Genomic DNA, 17178 nt, shown 5'->3' on the forward strand with positions numbered 1-17178 from the left:
GGTCACTCCCTCTTCCGCCATAACGCTCCGTGCGGGACGCTCGCTGAAGGCTTGGCAGCGTAGAAGCAAAGAGGAGGCATCAAGTGGTCGATGCACATCGGACATTCGTCATCGTCGGCGGTGGGCTGGCCGGAGCCAAGGCCGCCGAGACCCTCCGCGCCGAAGGGTTCACCGGACGAGTGATCCTCATCGGTGACGAACGCGACCACCCCTACGAACGCCCGCCGCTCTCCAAGGGCTATCTGTCGGGCAAGGAGGAACGCGACAGCGTCTTCGTCCATGAACCCGCCTGGTACGCGCAGGCCGATGTCGAACTGCACCTGGGCCAGACCGTTGTCGCCATCGACCGTGACGCCAAGACCGTACGGCTGGGCGAGGGCACCGTCCTGCACTACGACAAGCTGCTGCTGGCCACCGGCGCCGAGCCGCGCAGGCTCGACATTCCCGGCACCGAGCTGGCCGGCGTCCACCATCTGCGCCGCCTCGCCCACGCCGACCGGCTGCGCCGGGCGCTCACCGCGCTCGGCCGCGACAACGGCCAGTTGCTCATCGCGGGCGCGGGCTGGATCGGCCTGGAGGTCGCCTCGGCCGCCCGTGGCTACGGCGCCGAGGTCATGATCGTCGAACCGGAGGCAACCCCGCTGCAGCGGGTCATCGGCCCCGAGCTGGGCCAGATGTTCACCGAGCTCCACCGGGAGCACGGCGTCCGCTTCCACTTCGGCGCCCGTCTCACCGAGATCACCGGGCAGGACGGCATGGTGCTCGCGGCCCGTACCGACGACGGCGACGAGCACCCCGCGCACGCCGTCCTCGCGGCGATCGGGGCCGCGCCGCGCACCGCTCTGGCCGAGACGGCCGGTCTCGCGATGGCGGACCGTGGGCACGGCGGGGGCGTCGCCGTCGACGCGAGCCTGCGCACCTCCGACCCCGACATCTACGCGGCGGGCGACGTCGCGGCTGCCCACCACCCGCTCCTGGGGTCCCGGCTGCGCGTCGAGCACTGGGCGAACGCCCTCAACGGCGGTCCGGCGGCAGCGCGCGCGATGCTCGGCAAGGAGGTCTCCTACGACCGCATCCCGTACTTCTTCTCCGACCAGTACGACCTCGGCCTGGAGTATTCGGGCTGGGCGCCGCCCGGTTCGTACGACGCGGTGGTGCTGCGGGGCGACGCGGGGAAGCGGCAGTTCATCGCCTTCTGGACGAAGGACCACCGGGTGATCGCCGGGATGAACGTGAACGTGTGGGACGTCACCGACCCCATCCAGCAGCTGATCCGCTCCGGTGCTCCGGTGGACCCGGACGCCCTCGCCGACCCTTCCGTACCGCTCACTTCCCTCAACAGCTGACAGGAGTGTCACCGCGCCACCGTAGACTTCCGCGTGTGGCAGGCAGGATCAACGATGACGACGTGAAGGCGGTCCGGGACGCGGTCCCGATCGACGCCGTCGTTTCGGAGTACCTCCAGCTGCGCAACGCGGGCGGCGGCAATCTGAAGGGGCTCTGCCCCTTCCACGACGAGAAGTCCCCCTCCTTCCAGGTCAGCCCGAGCAAGGGTCTCTTCCACTGCTTCGGCTGCCAGGAAGGCGGCGACACCATCGCCTTCGTGATGAAGATCGACCATCTCTCCTTCTCCGAGACGGTCGAGCGCCTCGCCGCGACGGCGGGCATCACCCTGCGCTACGAGGAGGGCGGGTACAACCCGACCCACCAGCGGGGCGAGCGCATCCGTCTGGTCGAGGCGCACAAGGCCGCCGCGCAGTTCTACATCGAGCAGCTGGAGAACGGCCCCGAGGCCGAGACGGGCCGTAAGTTCCTCGCCGAGCGCGGCTTCGACCAGGCCGCGGCCCAGCACTTCAGCGTGGGCTACAGCCCGCAGGGCTGGGACCACCTCACCCGCTTTCTGCGCGGCAAGGGGTTCAGTGACAAGGAGCTGATCCTCTCCGGCCTCTCCCAGGACGGCCGCCGAGGGCCCATCGACCGTTTCCGCGGGCGGCTGATGTGGCCGATCCGCGACATCTCGGGCGATGTCGTCGGCTTCGGAGCGCGCAAGCTGTACGAGAGCGACAACGGGCCGAAGTACCTCAACACCCCCGAGACGGGCATCTACAAGAAGTCGCAGATGCTCTACGGCATCGATCTCGCGAAGAAGGAGATCGCCAAGACCAGCCGGGCCGTGGTCGTCGAGGGCTACACCGACGTCATGGCCTGCCATCTGGCCGGGGTCACCACCGCGATCGCCACCTGCGGAACCGCCTTCGGCGGCGACCACATCAAGATCCTGCGCCGGCTGCTGATGGACAACGCCACCGCGGAGGTGATCTTCACCTTCGACGGCGACGCGGCCGGCCAGAAGGCGGCGCTGCGGGCCTTCGAGGACGACCAGAAGTTCGCCGCCGAGACCTCGATCGCGATCACTCCGGGCGGCATGGACCCCTGCGAGCTGCGCCTCGCCGAGGGCGACGACGCGGTCCAGAAATTGGTCGAAACGCGCACGCCGCTCTTCGAGTTCGCGATCCGTCACAGCGTCCAGCGCCACAATCTGGAGACGCCCGCGGGCCGCGCCGCCGCGCTCGACGAGGCCGCGCCGATCGTCGCGGGCATCAAGAACATCGCCATCCAGCACGAGTCGGCGGTGCAGCTCGCCGGCATCCTCGGCATCCTCGACACCCAGTTCGTGGTCAAGCGGGTCGCTCAACTCGCGCGCTGGGCCCGCGACCGCGGCGGACGCGGCCCGGCGACCCAGTCCCGCACCCCCCAGCCGTACGAGACCCAGAGCGCCCCGCGGACCCCTGCGGGCCCCGCGCTGAACCTCCGCAGCCCCGCCCACCGCACCGAGCGCGAACTGCTCAAGCTCGCGCTCCAGCACCCGGCCCTGGTCTCCCCGGCCTTCGACGCGTACGGCATCGACGAGTTCACCGCCCCGCCCTATGCCGCCGTCCGCCAGACCATCGCCGAGGCCGGCGGAGCCGAACCGGGCACCGAGGACACCCCCGACTACCTCGCCCGCGTCCGCGACACCGCCCCGAACGACACGGTGCGCGCCCTGGTCACCGAGCTCGCCGTCGAAGCCGTCCATGCGCGGGTGGTCGACGAGAGCTACGCCGGAGTCCAGCTCGTCCAGGTCCGCCTGCGGGCGGTCGACCGCCGCATCCGCGAGGTCCAGGGCACCCTCGCCCGCCTCGGCCAGCACGCCGACCCCGAGCACCACACGGCCGTGCAGAACGAACTCTGGGTCCTCCAGCAGTACGCCCAGTCCCTGCGCAACCAGGGCGCGGACGCCCTCTAGAGCCCTGGCAGCCCCTCCTCCGGTAACCGCCCGGTCACGCACGGGACTCAAAAAGTGCTCGCAAGCCCCTCGTGGCGGCTGTGTGTCGTACCCCACACTGGGGTGCGGTGCCTGAGTCCTCGGAGCGCGGCCGGTCCACCCACGGTGGGCCTCTCACTCCCGCGGATCCGCTCATCGTGTACGGGACGGAAAGCGGCCCGGCCGCCCACGTCCCGCTGCCGCACACCCCCGACCCGGCAGCGATCACCTGGAGGTCGCCCCCGTGCAGACCCAGACCCTGACCGAGACCGATGCTGTCGCGGCCGTTTCCGCGCAGGTCCCCGCGCAGAGCCGGGCCGTACATCACCCCGAGGCCGTGCCCCAAGCGGCCCCGGAGACCGTCGTCGAGGAAACAGTGGATGTGCCCGAGCCTCCGGAGCCCCGGGCCGGCCGCGTCGACAGCGGCGGGCCCTCCTCCGACCTGTTCCGGCAGTATCTGCGGGAGATCGGCAGGATTCCGCTGCTCACGGCCGTCGAGGAGGTGGAGCTGGCGCGCCGCGTCGAAGCCGGTCTGTTCGCCGAGGAGAGGCTCGCCAACACCCCCGACATCGACGACTCCCAACTGGCCGTCGACCTCGACAAGTTGGTCGTCATGGGCCGGATGGCCAAGCGCCGGCTGATCGAGGCCAACCTGCGGCTCGTCGTCTCCGTCGCCAAGCGGTACGTCGGCCGCGGACTGACCATGCTCGATCTCGTCCAGGAGGGAAACCTGGGCCTGATCAGGGCGGTGGAGAAGTTCGACTACGCCCGCGGCTACAAGTTCTCGACGTACGCGACCTGGTGGATCCGCCAGGCCATGTCCCGGGCCCTCGCGGACCAGGCACGCACCATCAGGGTCCCGGTCCACGTCGTCGAACTGATCAACCGGGTCGTCCGGGTCCAGCGCCGGATGCTCCAGGAACGTGGCTACGAACCCACCTCCGAAGAGGTGGCCGTCCAGCTGGACCTGTCGCCCGAGCGGATCAGCGAGGTGCTGCGGCTCGCCCAGGAGCCGGTCTCGCTGCACGCACCGGTGGGCGAGGAGGACGACGTGGCACTCGGCGACCTCATCGAGGACGGCGACGCGGCGTCTCCCGTCGAGTCGGCGGCCTTCCTGCTGCTGCGGGAGCACCTGGAGGCGGTGCTCTCCACGCTCGGCGAACGCGAGCGGAAGGTCGTGCAGCTGCGGTACGGGCTGGTGGACGGGAGGCCGCGGACGCTCGAGGAGATCGGCCGGATCTTCGGCGTGACGCGGGAGCGCATCCGCCAGATCGAGTCCAAGACGCTCAACAAACTCCGGGACCACGCGTTCGCGGACCAGCTGCGGGGCTACCTGGACTGAGGGGCGCGGGGCCGCACATCCAGCCCGTCCGGCGTTTGAGGACGTGCGGCCGAAGGTCGCATACGTGGGGCGGAGCCCCAGTTCGGGACGGGGCGGGGTGGGGTGAAGCCCGCCGCAGGCGCCCCCGCACCCCCGCCCCCCTACTCCACCTCCACCACCGCCTGGGCGAACTGCGCCGCGTACAGCCGCGCATACGCCCCCTGCGCCGCCAACAGCTCCTCATGCGTGCCCTGTTCGACGATCGCCCCGCTCTCCATCACCAGGATCACGTCCGCGTCCCTGATCGTGGAGAGCCGGTGCGCGATGACGAAGCTCGTGCGGCCGTGGGCGAGACGCGCCATCGCCTTCTGGATGAGCACCTCCGTACGGGTGTCCACCGAGCTGGTCGCCTCGTCGAGCACCAGGATCACCGGGTCGGACAGGAACGCCCGAGCGATGGTGATCAGCTGCTTCTCGCCCGCGCTCACGCCCGAGCCCTCGTCGTCGATCACGGTGTCGTAGCCGTCGGGCAGCGTACGGATGAACCGGTCGGCGTGCGCGGCGCGCGCCGCCTCCTCGATCTCCTCGCGGGTCACCTCACGGGAGGCTCCGTACGCGATATTGTCCGCGATCGTGCCGCCGAACAGCCATGTGTCCTGGAGCACCATCCCAATCTGGGACCGCAGTTCCTCGCGGGACATCTTGGCGACGTCGACCCCGTCGAGGCTGATCCGGCCGCCGGTGACCTCGTAGAACCGCATCAGCAGGTTCACCAGGGTCGTCTTGCCCGCGCCCGTCGGGCCGACGATCGCGACCGTGTGACCCGGCTCCACGCTCAGCGACAGATCCTCGATGAGCGGCTTGTCCGGGTCGTAGCGGAAGGCGACCTTCTCCAGGGAAACCCGGCCCTGCGGGTGTTCGGGCCGCTCGGCGGACGGCGCGTCCGCCTCCTGCTCCTCCGCGTCGAGGAGTTCGAAGATCCGCTCGGCGGACGCGACGCCCGACTGCACGAGGTTCGCCATCGAGGCGACCTGCGTCAGCGGCATCGAGAACTGCCGGGAGTACTGGATGAACGCCTGCACGTCGCCGATCGACAGCGCGCCGGAGGCGACCCGCAGCCCGCCGACCACGGCCACCAGCACATAGTTGAGGTTCGAGACGAAGAACATCAGCGGCTGCATGACCCCGCTGTTGAACTGCGCCTTGAATCCCGCCTCGTACAGCGCCTCGTTCTGCTCGGCGAAGTCCCTGGCGGACTCGTCCTGCCGCCCGAAGACCTTCACCAGCGCATGACCGGTGTACATCTCCTCGATATGGGCGTTGAGCTTGCCCGTGGTCTTCCACTGCTGCACGAAGTGCGGCTGCGACCGCTTGCCGACCCTCGTCGCGACGACGACCGACACCGGCACCGTCACCAGTGCCACCAGCGCGAGCAGCGGCGAGATCCAGCACATCATCGCCAGCACGCCAACGATGGTCAGCAGCGAGTTGATCAGCTGGCCCATCGTCTGTTGCAGGGTCTGCGAGATGTTGTCGATGTCGTTCGTCGCCCGGCTGAGCACCTCGCCGCGCTTGGCCCGGTCGAAGTACGACAGCGGCAGCCGCGACAGCTTCGCCTGTACGTCCTCGCGCATCCGGTACAGGGTCCGGTTGATCACCCGGATCGACAGCCGGGTCGCCACCAGCATCAGCAGACCGGCGGCCACGTACACCGCGAGCGCCGTCAGCAGCACATGGCCGACGGCGGTGAAGTCGATGCCGTCGCCGGGCGTGAAGTCCACGCCGGACAGCAGGTCCGCGAGCCCGCCCTGGCCCTTGTCGCGCAGGCCGTCGATCGCCTGTTCCTTGCTGGTCCCCGCGTCCATCTCACGGCCGACGACCCCGGCGAAGACCAGGTCGGTCGCCCGGCCCAGAATCCACGGGCCGACCACGTTGAACGCGACGCTCAGCACAGCCGCCGCGAGCATCACCCACAGCGTCATACGCTCCGGCGCGAGCTGCCGCAGCAGCCGTTTGCCCGAACCCTTGAAGTCCATGGACCGCTCGACGGGGCCCATCATCATCCGTCCGCCCGGCCCGCTCATGCGGCCTCAGCCTCCGTCAGCTGCGAGAGCACGATCTCTCGGTAGGTCTCATTGCTCTCCATCAGCTCGTGATGGCTTCCGGTCCCCACGACCTGCCCCTCGTCCAGGACCACGATGCGGTCGGCGTCACGGATGGTGGACACCCGCTGCGCGACTATCACGACCGTCGCCTCGGAGGTCTCCCGGGCGAGCGCGCCTCGCAGCGCCGCGTCCGTGGCGTAGTCCAGGGCCGAGAAGGAGTCGTCGAAGAGGTAGATCTCCGGACGCTGCACCAGGGTCCGCGCGATCGCGAGGCGCTGGCGCTGGCCGCCGGAGACATTGGTGCCGCCCTGCGCTATCGGCGCGTTCAGCCCGCCTTCGAGTTCTCGTACGAAGTCGGCCGCCTGCGCCACTTCCAGCGCCTGCCACAGTTCCTCGTCACTCGCGTCGGGCTTCCCGTAGCGCAGATTGGTGGCAACGGTCCCGGAGAAGAGATACGGCCTCTGGGGCACGAGCCCCACCGTCTTCGCCATCAGCGCCGGATCGAGGTCACGCACATCCACGCCGTCGACGAGCACCTCCCCGTCCGTCGCGTCGAACAGCCGCGGTACGAGCCCGAGCAGCGTCGACTTTCCGCTGCCCGTCGACCCGATGATCGCGGTGGTCTCGCCGGGCCGCGCCAGCAGGGTGACATCGCGCAGCACCGACTCCTCGGCACCCGGATAGCGGAACTCCACGTCCCGCACCTCCAGATGCCCGTGACTGCGCAGCTCCCGTACGGCCTTGATCGGCGGGATCACACTCGAGCGAGTGTCCAGCACCTCCTCGATCCGCTCGGCACAGACCTCGGCGCGCGGCACCATCATGAACATGAAGGTGGCCATCATCACGGCCATCACGATCTGCATCAGATACGCGAGGAACGCGGTCAGGGCGCCGATCTGGATCGCGCCGCTGTCGACCCGGTGTGCGCCGAACCAGACGACGGCGATGGACGACACGTTCACGACCGTCATCACGGTCGGGAACATCAGCGCCATCAGCCGGCCGGTGGACAGGGACACATCGGTCAGCTCGTTGTTGGCGCCGCGGAAGCGCCCGGCCTCGTACTCGTCGCGTACGAAGGCGCGGATGACGCGGTTGCCGGTGATCTGCTCCCGCAGCACCCGGTTCACCGTGTCCAGACGCTCCTGCATGGTCCGGAACAGCGGGCGCATCTTCTTGACGATCAGCGAGACGGCGATACCCAGCACCGGCACCACCGCGAGCAGGACCGCCGACAGCGGCACATCCTGGCCCAGCGCCATGATGATGCCGCCGACGCACATGATCGGCGCCGACACCATCAGCGTGAACGCCATCAGGACCAGCATCTGCACCTGCTGGACGTCATTGGTCGTACGGGTGATCAGAGAGGGTGCCCCGAAGCGGCCGACCTCCCGCGCGGAGAAGCTCTGCACCCGGTCGAAGACAGCGGCCCGGACGTCACGCCCGAGCGCGGCGGCGGTCTGCGCGCCGATATAGACAGCTCCGATGTTGCAGAGCACCTGGACGATGCTCACCGCGATCATGAGCGCGCCGAGCCGCAGGATGTAGCCCGTGTCCCCCCTCACAACACCGTTGTCAATGATGTCGGCGTTCAGGGTCGGCAGATAAAGGGTGGCGCTGGTCTGCAGCAGCTGCAGCACCACAAGGAGGGTGATCGGTTGTCTGTACGGACCCAAATGCGTCCGCAGTAGTCGTATCAGCACACGCTGTCTCTCGGAGTCGGCAAGATGTGGGAGTCACCCCCATCTTGCGACACTCCACCCGCGGAACCCCAAGGGTTTATTCAAGGCGGGGTCAAGATGTCGGGTTGAACGCCCCGGGGTGGATCTGTTCCCGCGTCGCGCCGTACTGCCGGCGTACCGCCTGACCCACCGCCAGCTCGTCGCCGGGCTCGAAAATCTGGGCGGCCGCGCCCTGCCAGGCCGGGGGAGCGGCCGGCGACAGCGTGCCCTGCGAGACCCCGAGCGCCCAGGCCGCCTGCCGGGCCGCGCCGAGCGCCGCGTAGTCGGCGGGCTGCGGTACGACGACCTGCGCCCCGAAGATCGCGGGCGCCGCGGCCTGCACGGCGGGCAGCTCGGCCGCCGCACCCAGCAGAAAGACCCTGCGCACCTCGACCCCGCGCCCGCGCAGCACATCCAGGGCGTCCGCGAGCGAGCAGAGCATGCCCTCGAAGGCGGCCCGCGCCAGATGCTCGGGCTTCATCGACTCGCGGCGCAGGCCGCTCAGCGTCCCCGCGGTGTGCGGCAGTTGCGGAGTGCGCTCGCCCTCCAGATACGGCAGCAGCACAAGCCCCGACGAACCGGGCGTCGACTTCATCGCCAGCGCGGACAGCTCCTGGAGCTCGCCGAGCCCCAGCAGTTCGGCCGTACCGCGCAGTGCCCGTACGGCATTGAGCGTGTGCACCACCGGCAGGTGCATCCCGGTCGCGTCGGCGAACGACGTAATCATCCCGCTCGGATCAGCCAGCGCCTCGTGGTGCACGGTCATCACCGAACCCGAGGCCCCCAGCGACACCACCGCGTCGCCGATCCCGACGCCGAGCCCGAACGCCGCCGCCATCGTCTCGCCGGTCCCGGCGGAGATCAGCAGCCCCTCGGGCGTCGTCCCCGCGGCCTCGGCCGGGCCGAGCACCTCGGGCAGCGCGACCTGGTGCCCGAGCGCCAGCTCGACCAGATCGGTCCGGTAGGAGCCGGTGCCCGCCGACCAGAAACCGGTACCGGAAGCGCCGCCGCGGTCCGTGGTCCTGCGGCCCGGACGGCCCAGCAGCTGCCACACCAGCCAGTCGTGCGGCTGCATGACAGCCGCGACGCGCCGCGCCGTATCGGGCTCTGCGCGTGCCATCCAGCGCAGCTTCGACACCGGCTGCGCGGCCTGCGGTACCGAGCCGACGGCCTCGGCCCAGGCCTGCCGCCCGCCGAGCGCGTCGATCAGATCCGCCGCGGCGACCTGCGCCCGCTTGTCGTTGCCGAGCAGCGCGGGGCGTACGAGATTGCCCTGCGCGTCCAGCGGCACCAGTCCGTGCTGCTGGGCGGAGACGCCGATGGCCTGCACGCCTTCGAGCAGCCCGCCGGCCGCCGCGTCGCCGAGCGAGAGCAGCCAGGCCTGCGGATCGATCTCGGTGGCTTTCGCCTCGGCGGGGTGCGGTGCGTACCCCTGGCGCAGCACAGCACCCGTGTCCGCGTCACAGACGACGATGCGCGTGAATGCAGACGAACTGTCCAAGCCGGCGACTATCCCCATGACACAAGATTCTGCCGCACATGAGGAGTGTCGGCGTCACGTGTTGCTGCTTCCCCAGTCGTCCTCGCCGTTCGCGGTCCGCTCCCGGAGGGACCGCACCCGCTCGGCCACCGAGTCGGGCACCCGGTCCCCGACCTTGTCGCTCACCGCGTGGAAGGCCTTGCCCGTCACCTGGCGTCCGTTCTGCGCGGCGGACTCCACGGCATTGCGCACCGCGGGATTCTGGGAGAACTGGCGCACGGACTTCTTCAGCTGTTCGTAGCGCTCGCGCCCGGCCCGTGTGCCGATCACGTAACCGAGGGCCAGTCCGGCGACGAACGTCAGCTTGTACCGCATGGCTGCCACCCTTCCCTTGCGTCGGTGCAGGCCGCCTACCCGTCGTGGCCCGTGATCACCCGGGGCCATACCGATTGGCGGAGCACCCCCCTGCTTGCGCTAATGTATGTGTCGCAGCGGGCACACGCCCCCCGGGACGCCCGGGGTAGGTACGTCCGGTGCATACGCAGCAATCCCCTGTAGCTCAATTGGCAGAGCAGCCGGCTGTTAACCGGCAGGTTACTGGTTCGAGTCCAGTCGGGGGAGCGCGATCCCCTGTAGCTCAATTGGCAGAGCATTCGGCTGTTAACCGGAGGGTTACTGGTTCGAGTCCAGTCGGGGGAGCGGATACCGGAAGAGGACCCCTTGGGGGTCCTTTTTCGTGTGTCATCTGCGAGTTCGACGACTTCTGGAACCGGGCAGGGGGCAGCACAGTCCTCATGATTGTGCCTTGCCGACCATCCGAGGCAGGAGATCGTATGAGCGGCTATGCTGCGGCAGACGGCGCGCACATTTGTGCGCGACGCGCCGTTAGGGGCGGTAGCTCAGCCGGTTAGAGCAGCGGACTCATAATCCGTCGGCCGTGGGTTCGAGTCCCACCCGCCCCACCCTAAAATGCTCTGACCTGCGGAAGCGATTGCTCGCAGGTCAGGGCCGAGGACGCTGCCTCAACGGGGAAAATCCGCTGCTCAGGGCTTCGGTCTCCGACATGTCCTCGACAAGGGAGGCGCGCGTGACCTGCTGTGAAGGCACCGGTTCCGCCGGGTCCGGCCTGCTCCCGAGCCCCGTACGACGTGATGTGTGGACGCTGTGTGGACGCGAGGAATCGCTGGCCGTTCAAGATCGCAGGACAAACTGATCGGCGTCCAACGCGTGAGGCCGGCACAAAGGCCGCCCCGATCCATTTCGCCGTCGGCCAAGTCGCCTACCTCCTGCTGGCTGAGCCCGCTCCGGCGTCGGGCGTGGACGAGGCGGTAGTTGCGCAAGCGACTTGAAGCCATCCCCGCTGAGCGGCTCTGAGTCAATCCGCGTAGGCCTGCAGACGCGCGGCTGGCCCGAAGGACGGGCCGCGCTGGAGAACACGGTGGCGGCAGCCCGCGAGGGTAAGGGGCGACATCTCCGACGCGAACTCCTTGGCGCACAGTGGCTGGGTGAGCACGGTGGTCTTTCCCCCGGCACGCAATCACCAGGAGATCGATTCAGGTCTGCGCCCCACATCGACGGGACGCGGCAAACTTCTGGCAGGCCGGCTCCGCCCGTATGGGCGGAGCCGGCGAGAGCTGCTGCGGTCTCGTCGACGGCTGTCATGCGGGAAGCGAGTTGCCTCGCTGCAGACGTGTTGGTCTGGATCGATTCAGATGAGGTGGTTGTAGGTGTTCCAGCCGCTGCCGATCTTGGTGCGTGGGGCGAGCGGGGCGGTGGGGCTGGTGGTGCCGCGGTAGAGCCACAGGACTCCGCTGGTATCGCGGGCAACGATGTCGGGCCTGCCGTCGGCGGTGAGGTCGCCTGTGGCGGCAAGTTGGCTGTAGGTGTTCCAGCCGCTGCCGATCCTGGTGCGTGGAGCGAACGGGGCGGTGGGGCTGCCCGTGCCGCGGTATAGCCACAGCTGGCCGGCCTTGTCCCGGGCGAGGAGGTCGGGCTTGGTGTCGCCGGTGAAGTCGCCGGTTCCGGTGAGGATGGAGTAGGTGTTCCAACCGCTTCCGATCCGGGTCCGTGGGGCGAGCGGGGCGGTGGGGCTGGTGGTGCCGCGGTAGAGCCAAAGGACTCCGCTGGTGTCGCGAGCGAGGAGATCTGGCTTGCCGTCAGTAGTGAGGTCACCGGCACCGGTGAGGAGAGGGTAGATCTTCCAGCCCGCGCCCACGCGTACTCGGGACGCGAACGGGCCGCCGGGCACACCGCGGTAGTGCCACAGGACGCCGTTGTGGTCGCGGGCGACAAGGTCACCCTGGCTCTTTTCCAGAGCCAGCGGGGAGAGCTTGGTGAGCGCGTTGTAGGTCTGCCACCCGCTGCCGATCAGGGAGCGCGTTTGGAAGGGGGTGGCGGCGTTGCCGGTGCCGAGGTACTGGAAGAGGCGGCCTGAGGTGTCGCGGCCGAGCAGCCGGTACCGCTCGCGCACGGGCACCCCCTGGACGGCGAAGTTCGACTGAGCCGTGCGGTAGTCACTGCCGTAGCTGTAGACGCGGTAGCGGGACAGCGCGGTGATGTTCCAGCTTTCGGTGCCGGGCGCGGTGGTGAGGGTGTAGGTGATGTCGCTGTCGCCGGGGGTGAGGTTGCAGGTGATGAGGACGATGCCCTCGCTGAGCGACTCGTCTCGGTGGGTGCACTGGGCGGTGTCGCCAGAGGTGACGGAGGTGACGCGGATGTCGACGTCGTGGCCGCCCCAGCTGATCTGCCCTGGCGACTGCCTGAAGTACAGCTGCAGTTGGCCGGCGTCGACGGCGTGGACGTGGAGGGTCTGAGGGGTGGCGGTGCCGGCGGCGATGTCGGGGCTATCGAAGGTGAGCGTGTTCTGAGCGACGTGTTCGGCGGTCTTGATGGCGAAGGTCGCTGCGCCGTGGGTGCTGTCCGCGGGGGTGGCGGCGGCGGTCTGCGCCGCGTGGACCGCCTCAGTCAGGTCGGCGCCGACTGGAGCGTAAACGGCGCCGTAGTAGCCCGTGGTCTGGTCCGGAGTATCGGCAGCGATGTTGACCGCTGGGCCGCTGTACAAGCCTGAGCCGACAATACGGCACAGGTATACGGCGGTTGCTCCGGCGGCGGGCTTGCATCCGCTGTCCGCCGGCGCGTCGAAGGTGAGTCCCTCAGGCAGCCCTGCCCCGTCACCGGCGGGGCCGGTGAGCGGTTTGGTGGCGAACGCGTAGACCATGGTGCCGTCCGCCTGGCCCTGTGTGGCCAGGGGAGTGGCCTTCCAGACGACGCCGGGTTGCAGGACGACGTCCCGGATCTCGAAGCGGTAGGAGTCCTGAGCGGAGGCAGGTAGGACTGTGCCGATCGTCACGGCAGTGAGAGTGCCGAACGATGCTGCTATGGCCGCGACGCGGCTACGACGTGTTCGCATGGATGTCCTCGTGACGAAGGTTGACGGCAGACATGCTGCCGCAGCAGGTGACGATGGGAGCACGCGTCCCGGCGGGACACTGAGGGGCAATGGCCGCTGTGCGTGGGCGCTTCGCTGGTGCCTGGAAAAGGATGACCGGTTGCGGACGTGGACCCAGGAGGGGCGGCGAGGCAGGGTGCCTCACCGCCCGTTCAGAGGTCCTGTCCGATTCCTGAGCGGTCTCGGAGTAGGACCGCAGTTTCTGTGTCGCGTCGCAGGCCTAGAAGATGCCGGTGATGGTGGTGTCCCAGTTGCTGGTGCCGGCCAGGCGGGGTTGTCGGTGGGTGGTGGGCCCGCCGGGGTAGAACAGGAGGCAGCCAGTGGCGCAGGTGGTGGTTTTCCAGGTCCCCGCAGCGTCGAGGTATCCGACGCTGAAGTTCGGGTCGGCTGGGGTGGTGGCCCACAGGTCGCCATAGGCTTCGCCCGCCGTGGGCTGGAACTGGCGGTAGGTGACAGGTTCCCCAGTGTCCGGGTCGGTGTAGGTGGCAGTGCTCACCGTGCCTTGGACGTTGCCGGGTGAGGTGAGGTGCGGGCGGGTCGCGGGTCGCCAGTAGCCGGATCCGTACTCGGTGCGACTGCCCAGAGAGAACGCTCCATTCGTCACCTGGCCCGGGTAGAGGTACAGCTTGTCGGTGGCCGGGTCCCGGGCGACGATGTCCTTGACGCCGTCGCCGTTCTGGTCGCCGACAGCAAGGTTGGTGTAGTCCTTCCAGCCGCTGGTGCCGATCTTGACCCGGTTGATCAGGTCGAACGGCTCAGCCTGATTGGCGGTGCCGTCGCTGACCGTGTTGCCGGTGTAGAGCCACAGCTGCCCGTCGGCGCATCCGTCGGTGGTGCACTCAATGGTGATCATGTCCCGGCCGCCGGCATGGCCTTCGGTCTCGTTCTTGTCGATGTCGCCGGGCGTGATGATCTGTCGCGTACGGGTCCAGTCCTGGCCGCTGTTGAGGGCCGCGTGCTCGAGTTCCTGGCGGGTCCATACCCAGGGCTCGCCGCGGCCGTTGCCGGGGTAGAGGTAGAGCTTGCCGTCGCTGAGCCGGACGAGGAAGTCCTCGTACCCGTCCGGTGCCTGTGTGGGGCTGGTGAAGTTGGCGAAGTCGCCGCCGTGGGCGATGAGTGCGCCGCTCCAGCCTGCGGTCCCAACCTTGCTGGCGGTGGCTACCTGGCCGGTGCCGTCTCCGGCGTACAGGAGCAGCCGTCCGTCGTCGGCGGTGGCGACGAAGTCGCTGTGGCCGTCTCCTGTGAGGTCGCCGTGCCGGTCCTCGCGGGCGAGTCCCTTGCCTGGGTCTTGCCCGGGACCGTAGACGAAGGGTGATTTGGTGGTCTTGAGTGTGACCGCGTCTGCTCCTCCGTCGAGCGGGGAGTGGTTGTCGGCTTGGTCGAAGGCCACGACGTACAGGGTGCTGTTGGGATAGCCGGTGGGTATGGCGTTGATAGTGGCGGTGTGTTTGTCGGGGCCTACGGGAACCCAGGTGCCGTTGGAGCAGCGTGTGCTCGAGACGGAGATGAAGTGGTCCATGGCCCAGCAGAAGCCGGCAACGTCGTTGGCGGAGTTGTAGACGGTCAGTTGCGATGCGGAGCGCGCCGGGTAGGTCGCGTCGGTAGCCGGTGTGCCGTTTGCGGTTGTCACCGTGACGGGCTCGATTGGGCCTTGCTGGTCAACGGTGAAGGCGCAGTCAGTGGTGTACGCGCTATAGGTGCCTTCTCCGTCCTTGGCGCGTACCTTCCACTTGTACGCTCCGCTGGGAAGGTTCTTCGCGGCAACGGTGCCGGTGGCGGTGCGTCCACTTGCCACTGCGGCGCCATTGGTCACCGGCACTGCAGCGCCGCTGGCGTTGGTGACAGAGAACTGCGGCGTGATGGTCCCGCCGTCCTTGTCGGAGAGCTTGGCTGTCAGCGCCAGTCCGCTGTTGCCGATGACGTCGCCGCACGGCACCGGCTTATTGCCGTCGCCACCCGGACTCCAGCCGCCCTCGAAGGCGGCGGCGGCAGAGAGCGTCGGCTTGTAGTTGTAGGTCACCTCCAGGGCCGGGCTATTCCTGAATCGCTTGAAGCTGTTGACGTTGCTCTCGTAGCCGGACGCCGCCCGCAGACCGAAGGTGAGGGTGCCCCAGCTGTTGTCGGCGGCCTTTCGGACGTAGTCGGTGAGGGCAGTGCTTTTGAAGTCGTGACCCTGGTCGCCGGGGCAGTAGGTCGGGTTGCCGTGGGCGAAGGAGTCCGCATCGAGCTTGTAGGCCCACAGTGAGCCGTTGTTGTTCCAGGTAGGGGTGGTGGTGATGCTGTCGGTGGCCCACAGTTCGGTGGGTCCGGCCTCGGAGGCGGAGCATCCCCAGGAGTGCGTCTCGACGACGGCGAAGGTGGCGTCGAGGATGTCGGCCTGCTCCAGGCCGTTGGTGTTCATGGCAAAGAAGGACCGTGTGGTTCCGGTCCCGTTGTAGCCGACCCGCGGCTCGTCGGTGGGGGTGCCGGAGTGCCAGCCGGATCCGTTCGGGTAAGCGTCGCTGGGCGTGTCGGAATACACCACCGCCCACTTCTCACGGTACCCGCCGGTGAACGGCGGGTCGATTACCAGCGGGAACTGATCCGCTGAAGCCAGCAGGGCCGGGTCCGGGGTCAAAGTCAGGGTGCCGCCGGTGATGTCGGCCCCCACCGGCGCAGTCTGCGGCGGCTCGGCCTCCCCGGATGTCTCCGCGGCACTTGCCGAGACCTTGGCCTTGGCTACTGCGGGAGCAGCCTCCGCAGGGGGCTGCTCCCACATCTTGGGCGTGGGCGCGCTGAAGATGATGGTACCGGCGGCGTCCTTGGCGATCAGGTTGTCGGAGGCGTCGTCGTCGATGGTGACTCCGTCGGCCGTGATGCCCAGTTTGATGCTCTTCAGGCCCGGATTGGCCGCTGCCTCAGGTGTGTTGACGATGAGGTGCTCGGCGAACCCGTCGACTTCCGCGATGACCTTCAGGTCGACCCCGGGCAGCACGGACCGGTAGAGGGCCGTGTTCTTCTCAACAGCGGGCTCGGGCAGAGCCGTTGGCCATGACAGTGCGAGCTTTTTGTCGCCCTTGGTCAGGGTCGCCAACGGGAGTGTTCCGCCGCCGGAGAAAGTGATGCCGAAGGACGGTGAGGCGGGGCCGATCGTGCCGTCGCCGTGCCGGACGATCGTGGCGTCGGCCTTCTTCCACACGCCCTCGTAGCGCGACCACACCGGTGTTGAGTACTGGCGGCGCGTGGTGGTGCCGTCGGGATTGGCGAAGACCTCCGCGGTCTCCTCCCGCCGGTCGAGGATCTCCACGCGTTGCCCGGTCTTTGCGGCGACATCGAACGCCTCCACCTCGGAGGCGGACGCCTTCGGCGGCGCGCTTTCGGCGGCGGCTGCCGCGGTAGGAACGGCCAGCGTGGTGACGGCCGTCAGCGGCAGTCCGAGGGCGAGAAGAAACGCTATGGAGCGTTTTCTTCTGGTGTCCGTCGTGTGCGGGTCTGTCATGAGGCGCCTTTCTGGAGCGCATGCGCGTGGTGCCTGAGACTCGCAGATTATTCACACTGTGCAGATTCCCCAAGTTCTTTGGAAGTACTGCACTTTGGGTAAACGCAATGCAAACAACTAGCTGCACTCATGCGTGTTCAGCCGGTGGTGGACGCCGCTTTCGATCCCTCACGGGGGCTTCTGTCCCGATCAAGTCCTTGATCCAGAAAGATCCATTATTGATCGATTTCATACGTAAGGAAGCTCAACTCCCGCCGAACGCGGCCTGGTTGAACACTTGTGCAATGGTCGATGAGTCGGCTTTGCTTTACAGGC

Annotated in this window: 8 protein-coding genes, 3 tRNA genes and 1 pseudogene; 6 read left to right on the plus strand and 6 right to left on the minus strand. The window is 68.4% G+C overall.

The genetic code is table 11. The annotated features are described in order from the left end of the window. The first annotated feature begins 83 nt into the window (after positions 1 to 83). From OG905_RS27375 to OG905_RS27385, 3 genes and pseudogenes are all read left to right on the plus strand, one after another. Positions 84 to 1346, plus strand: a complete 1263-nt coding sequence (locus tag OG905_RS27375) for an NAD(P)/FAD-dependent oxidoreductase (protein ID WP_328677951.1) — start codon at positions 84 to 86, stop codon at positions 1344 to 1346. Positions 1347 to 1381: 35 nt separating this feature from the next. Then, entirely contained in the window at positions 1382 to 3286 is a 1905-nt protein-coding gene (dnaG, locus tag OG905_RS27380; protein WP_328677952.1) for a DNA primase, read from the plus strand. Between the two features lie 178 nt (positions 3287 to 3464). Next, positions 3465 to 4646: pseudogene (locus tag OG905_RS27385) on the plus strand (RNA polymerase sigma factor); the annotation flags it as partial. Between the two features lie 140 nt (positions 4647 to 4786). On the opposite strand, the gene OG905_RS27390 reads toward OG905_RS27385, so the two are convergent. The 4 genes from OG905_RS27390 to OG905_RS27405 form a co-directional block, all read right to left on the minus strand. Further along, the gene (locus OG905_RS27390; RefSeq protein ID WP_328677953.1) at positions 4787 to 6709 is read right to left on the minus strand and encodes an ABC transporter ATP-binding protein; all 1923 of its coding nucleotides are present in this window, start codon (positions 6707 to 6709) and stop codon (positions 4787 to 4789) included. Continuing rightward, complete coding sequence (locus OG905_RS27395; RefSeq protein ID WP_328677955.1) at positions 6706 to 8439, minus strand: ABC transporter ATP-binding protein; 1734 nt, start codon at positions 8437 to 8439, stop codon at positions 6706 to 6708. The genes OG905_RS27390 and OG905_RS27395 overlap by 4 nt, the downstream gene beginning before the upstream one ends. Before the next feature lie 91 nt (positions 8440 to 8530). Next, the gene (locus OG905_RS27400) at positions 8531 to 9976 is read right to left on the minus strand and encodes an FGGY family carbohydrate kinase (protein ID WP_328677958.1); all 1446 of its coding nucleotides are present in this window, start codon (positions 9974 to 9976) and stop codon (positions 8531 to 8533) included. A 36-nt stretch (positions 9977 to 10012) separates the two neighbouring features. Further along, positions 10013 to 10312, minus strand: coding sequence for a YtxH domain-containing protein (locus OG905_RS27405; RefSeq protein ID WP_328677959.1), 300 nt, complete (start codon positions 10310 to 10312; stop codon positions 10013 to 10015). Between the two features lie 173 nt (positions 10313 to 10485). Here OG905_RS27405 and OG905_RS27410 point away from each other — a divergent pair. The 3 genes from OG905_RS27410 (at position 10486) to OG905_RS27420 (ending at position 10899) form a co-directional block, all read left to right on the plus strand. Then, a tRNA-Asn gene (locus OG905_RS27410) sits at positions 10486 to 10558 on the plus strand. A 5-nt stretch (positions 10559 to 10563) separates the two neighbouring features. Further along, positions 10564 to 10636: transfer RNA gene (locus tag OG905_RS27415), tRNA-Asn, on the plus strand. Positions 10637 to 10825: 189 nt separating this feature from the next. Further along, positions 10826 to 10899: transfer RNA gene (locus OG905_RS27420), tRNA-Ile, on the plus strand. Between the two features lie 746 nt (positions 10900 to 11645). Here OG905_RS27420 and OG905_RS27425 read toward each other — a convergent pair. Together OG905_RS27425 and OG905_RS27430 are read right to left on the minus strand one after the other, a co-directional pair. Further along, a complete protein-coding gene (locus tag OG905_RS27425; protein ID WP_328677961.1) occupies positions 11646 to 13286 on the minus strand; it encodes an FG-GAP repeat domain-containing protein in 1641 nt (546 codons plus the stop codon). 319 nt (positions 13287 to 13605) lie between these two features. Then, positions 13606 to 16863 carry a hypothetical protein gene (locus tag OG905_RS27430; protein ID WP_328677963.1) on the minus strand — a complete coding sequence of 1086 codons (3258 nt, stop codon included), beginning with the start codon at positions 16861 to 16863 and terminating at the stop codon, positions 13606 to 13608. Positions 16864 to 17178 lie beyond the last annotated feature (315 nt).

The sequence above is a fragment of the Streptomyces sp. NBC_00322 genome (assembly GCF_036147535.1).
GTDB lineage: Bacteria > Actinomycetota > Actinomycetes > Streptomycetales > Streptomycetaceae > Streptomyces.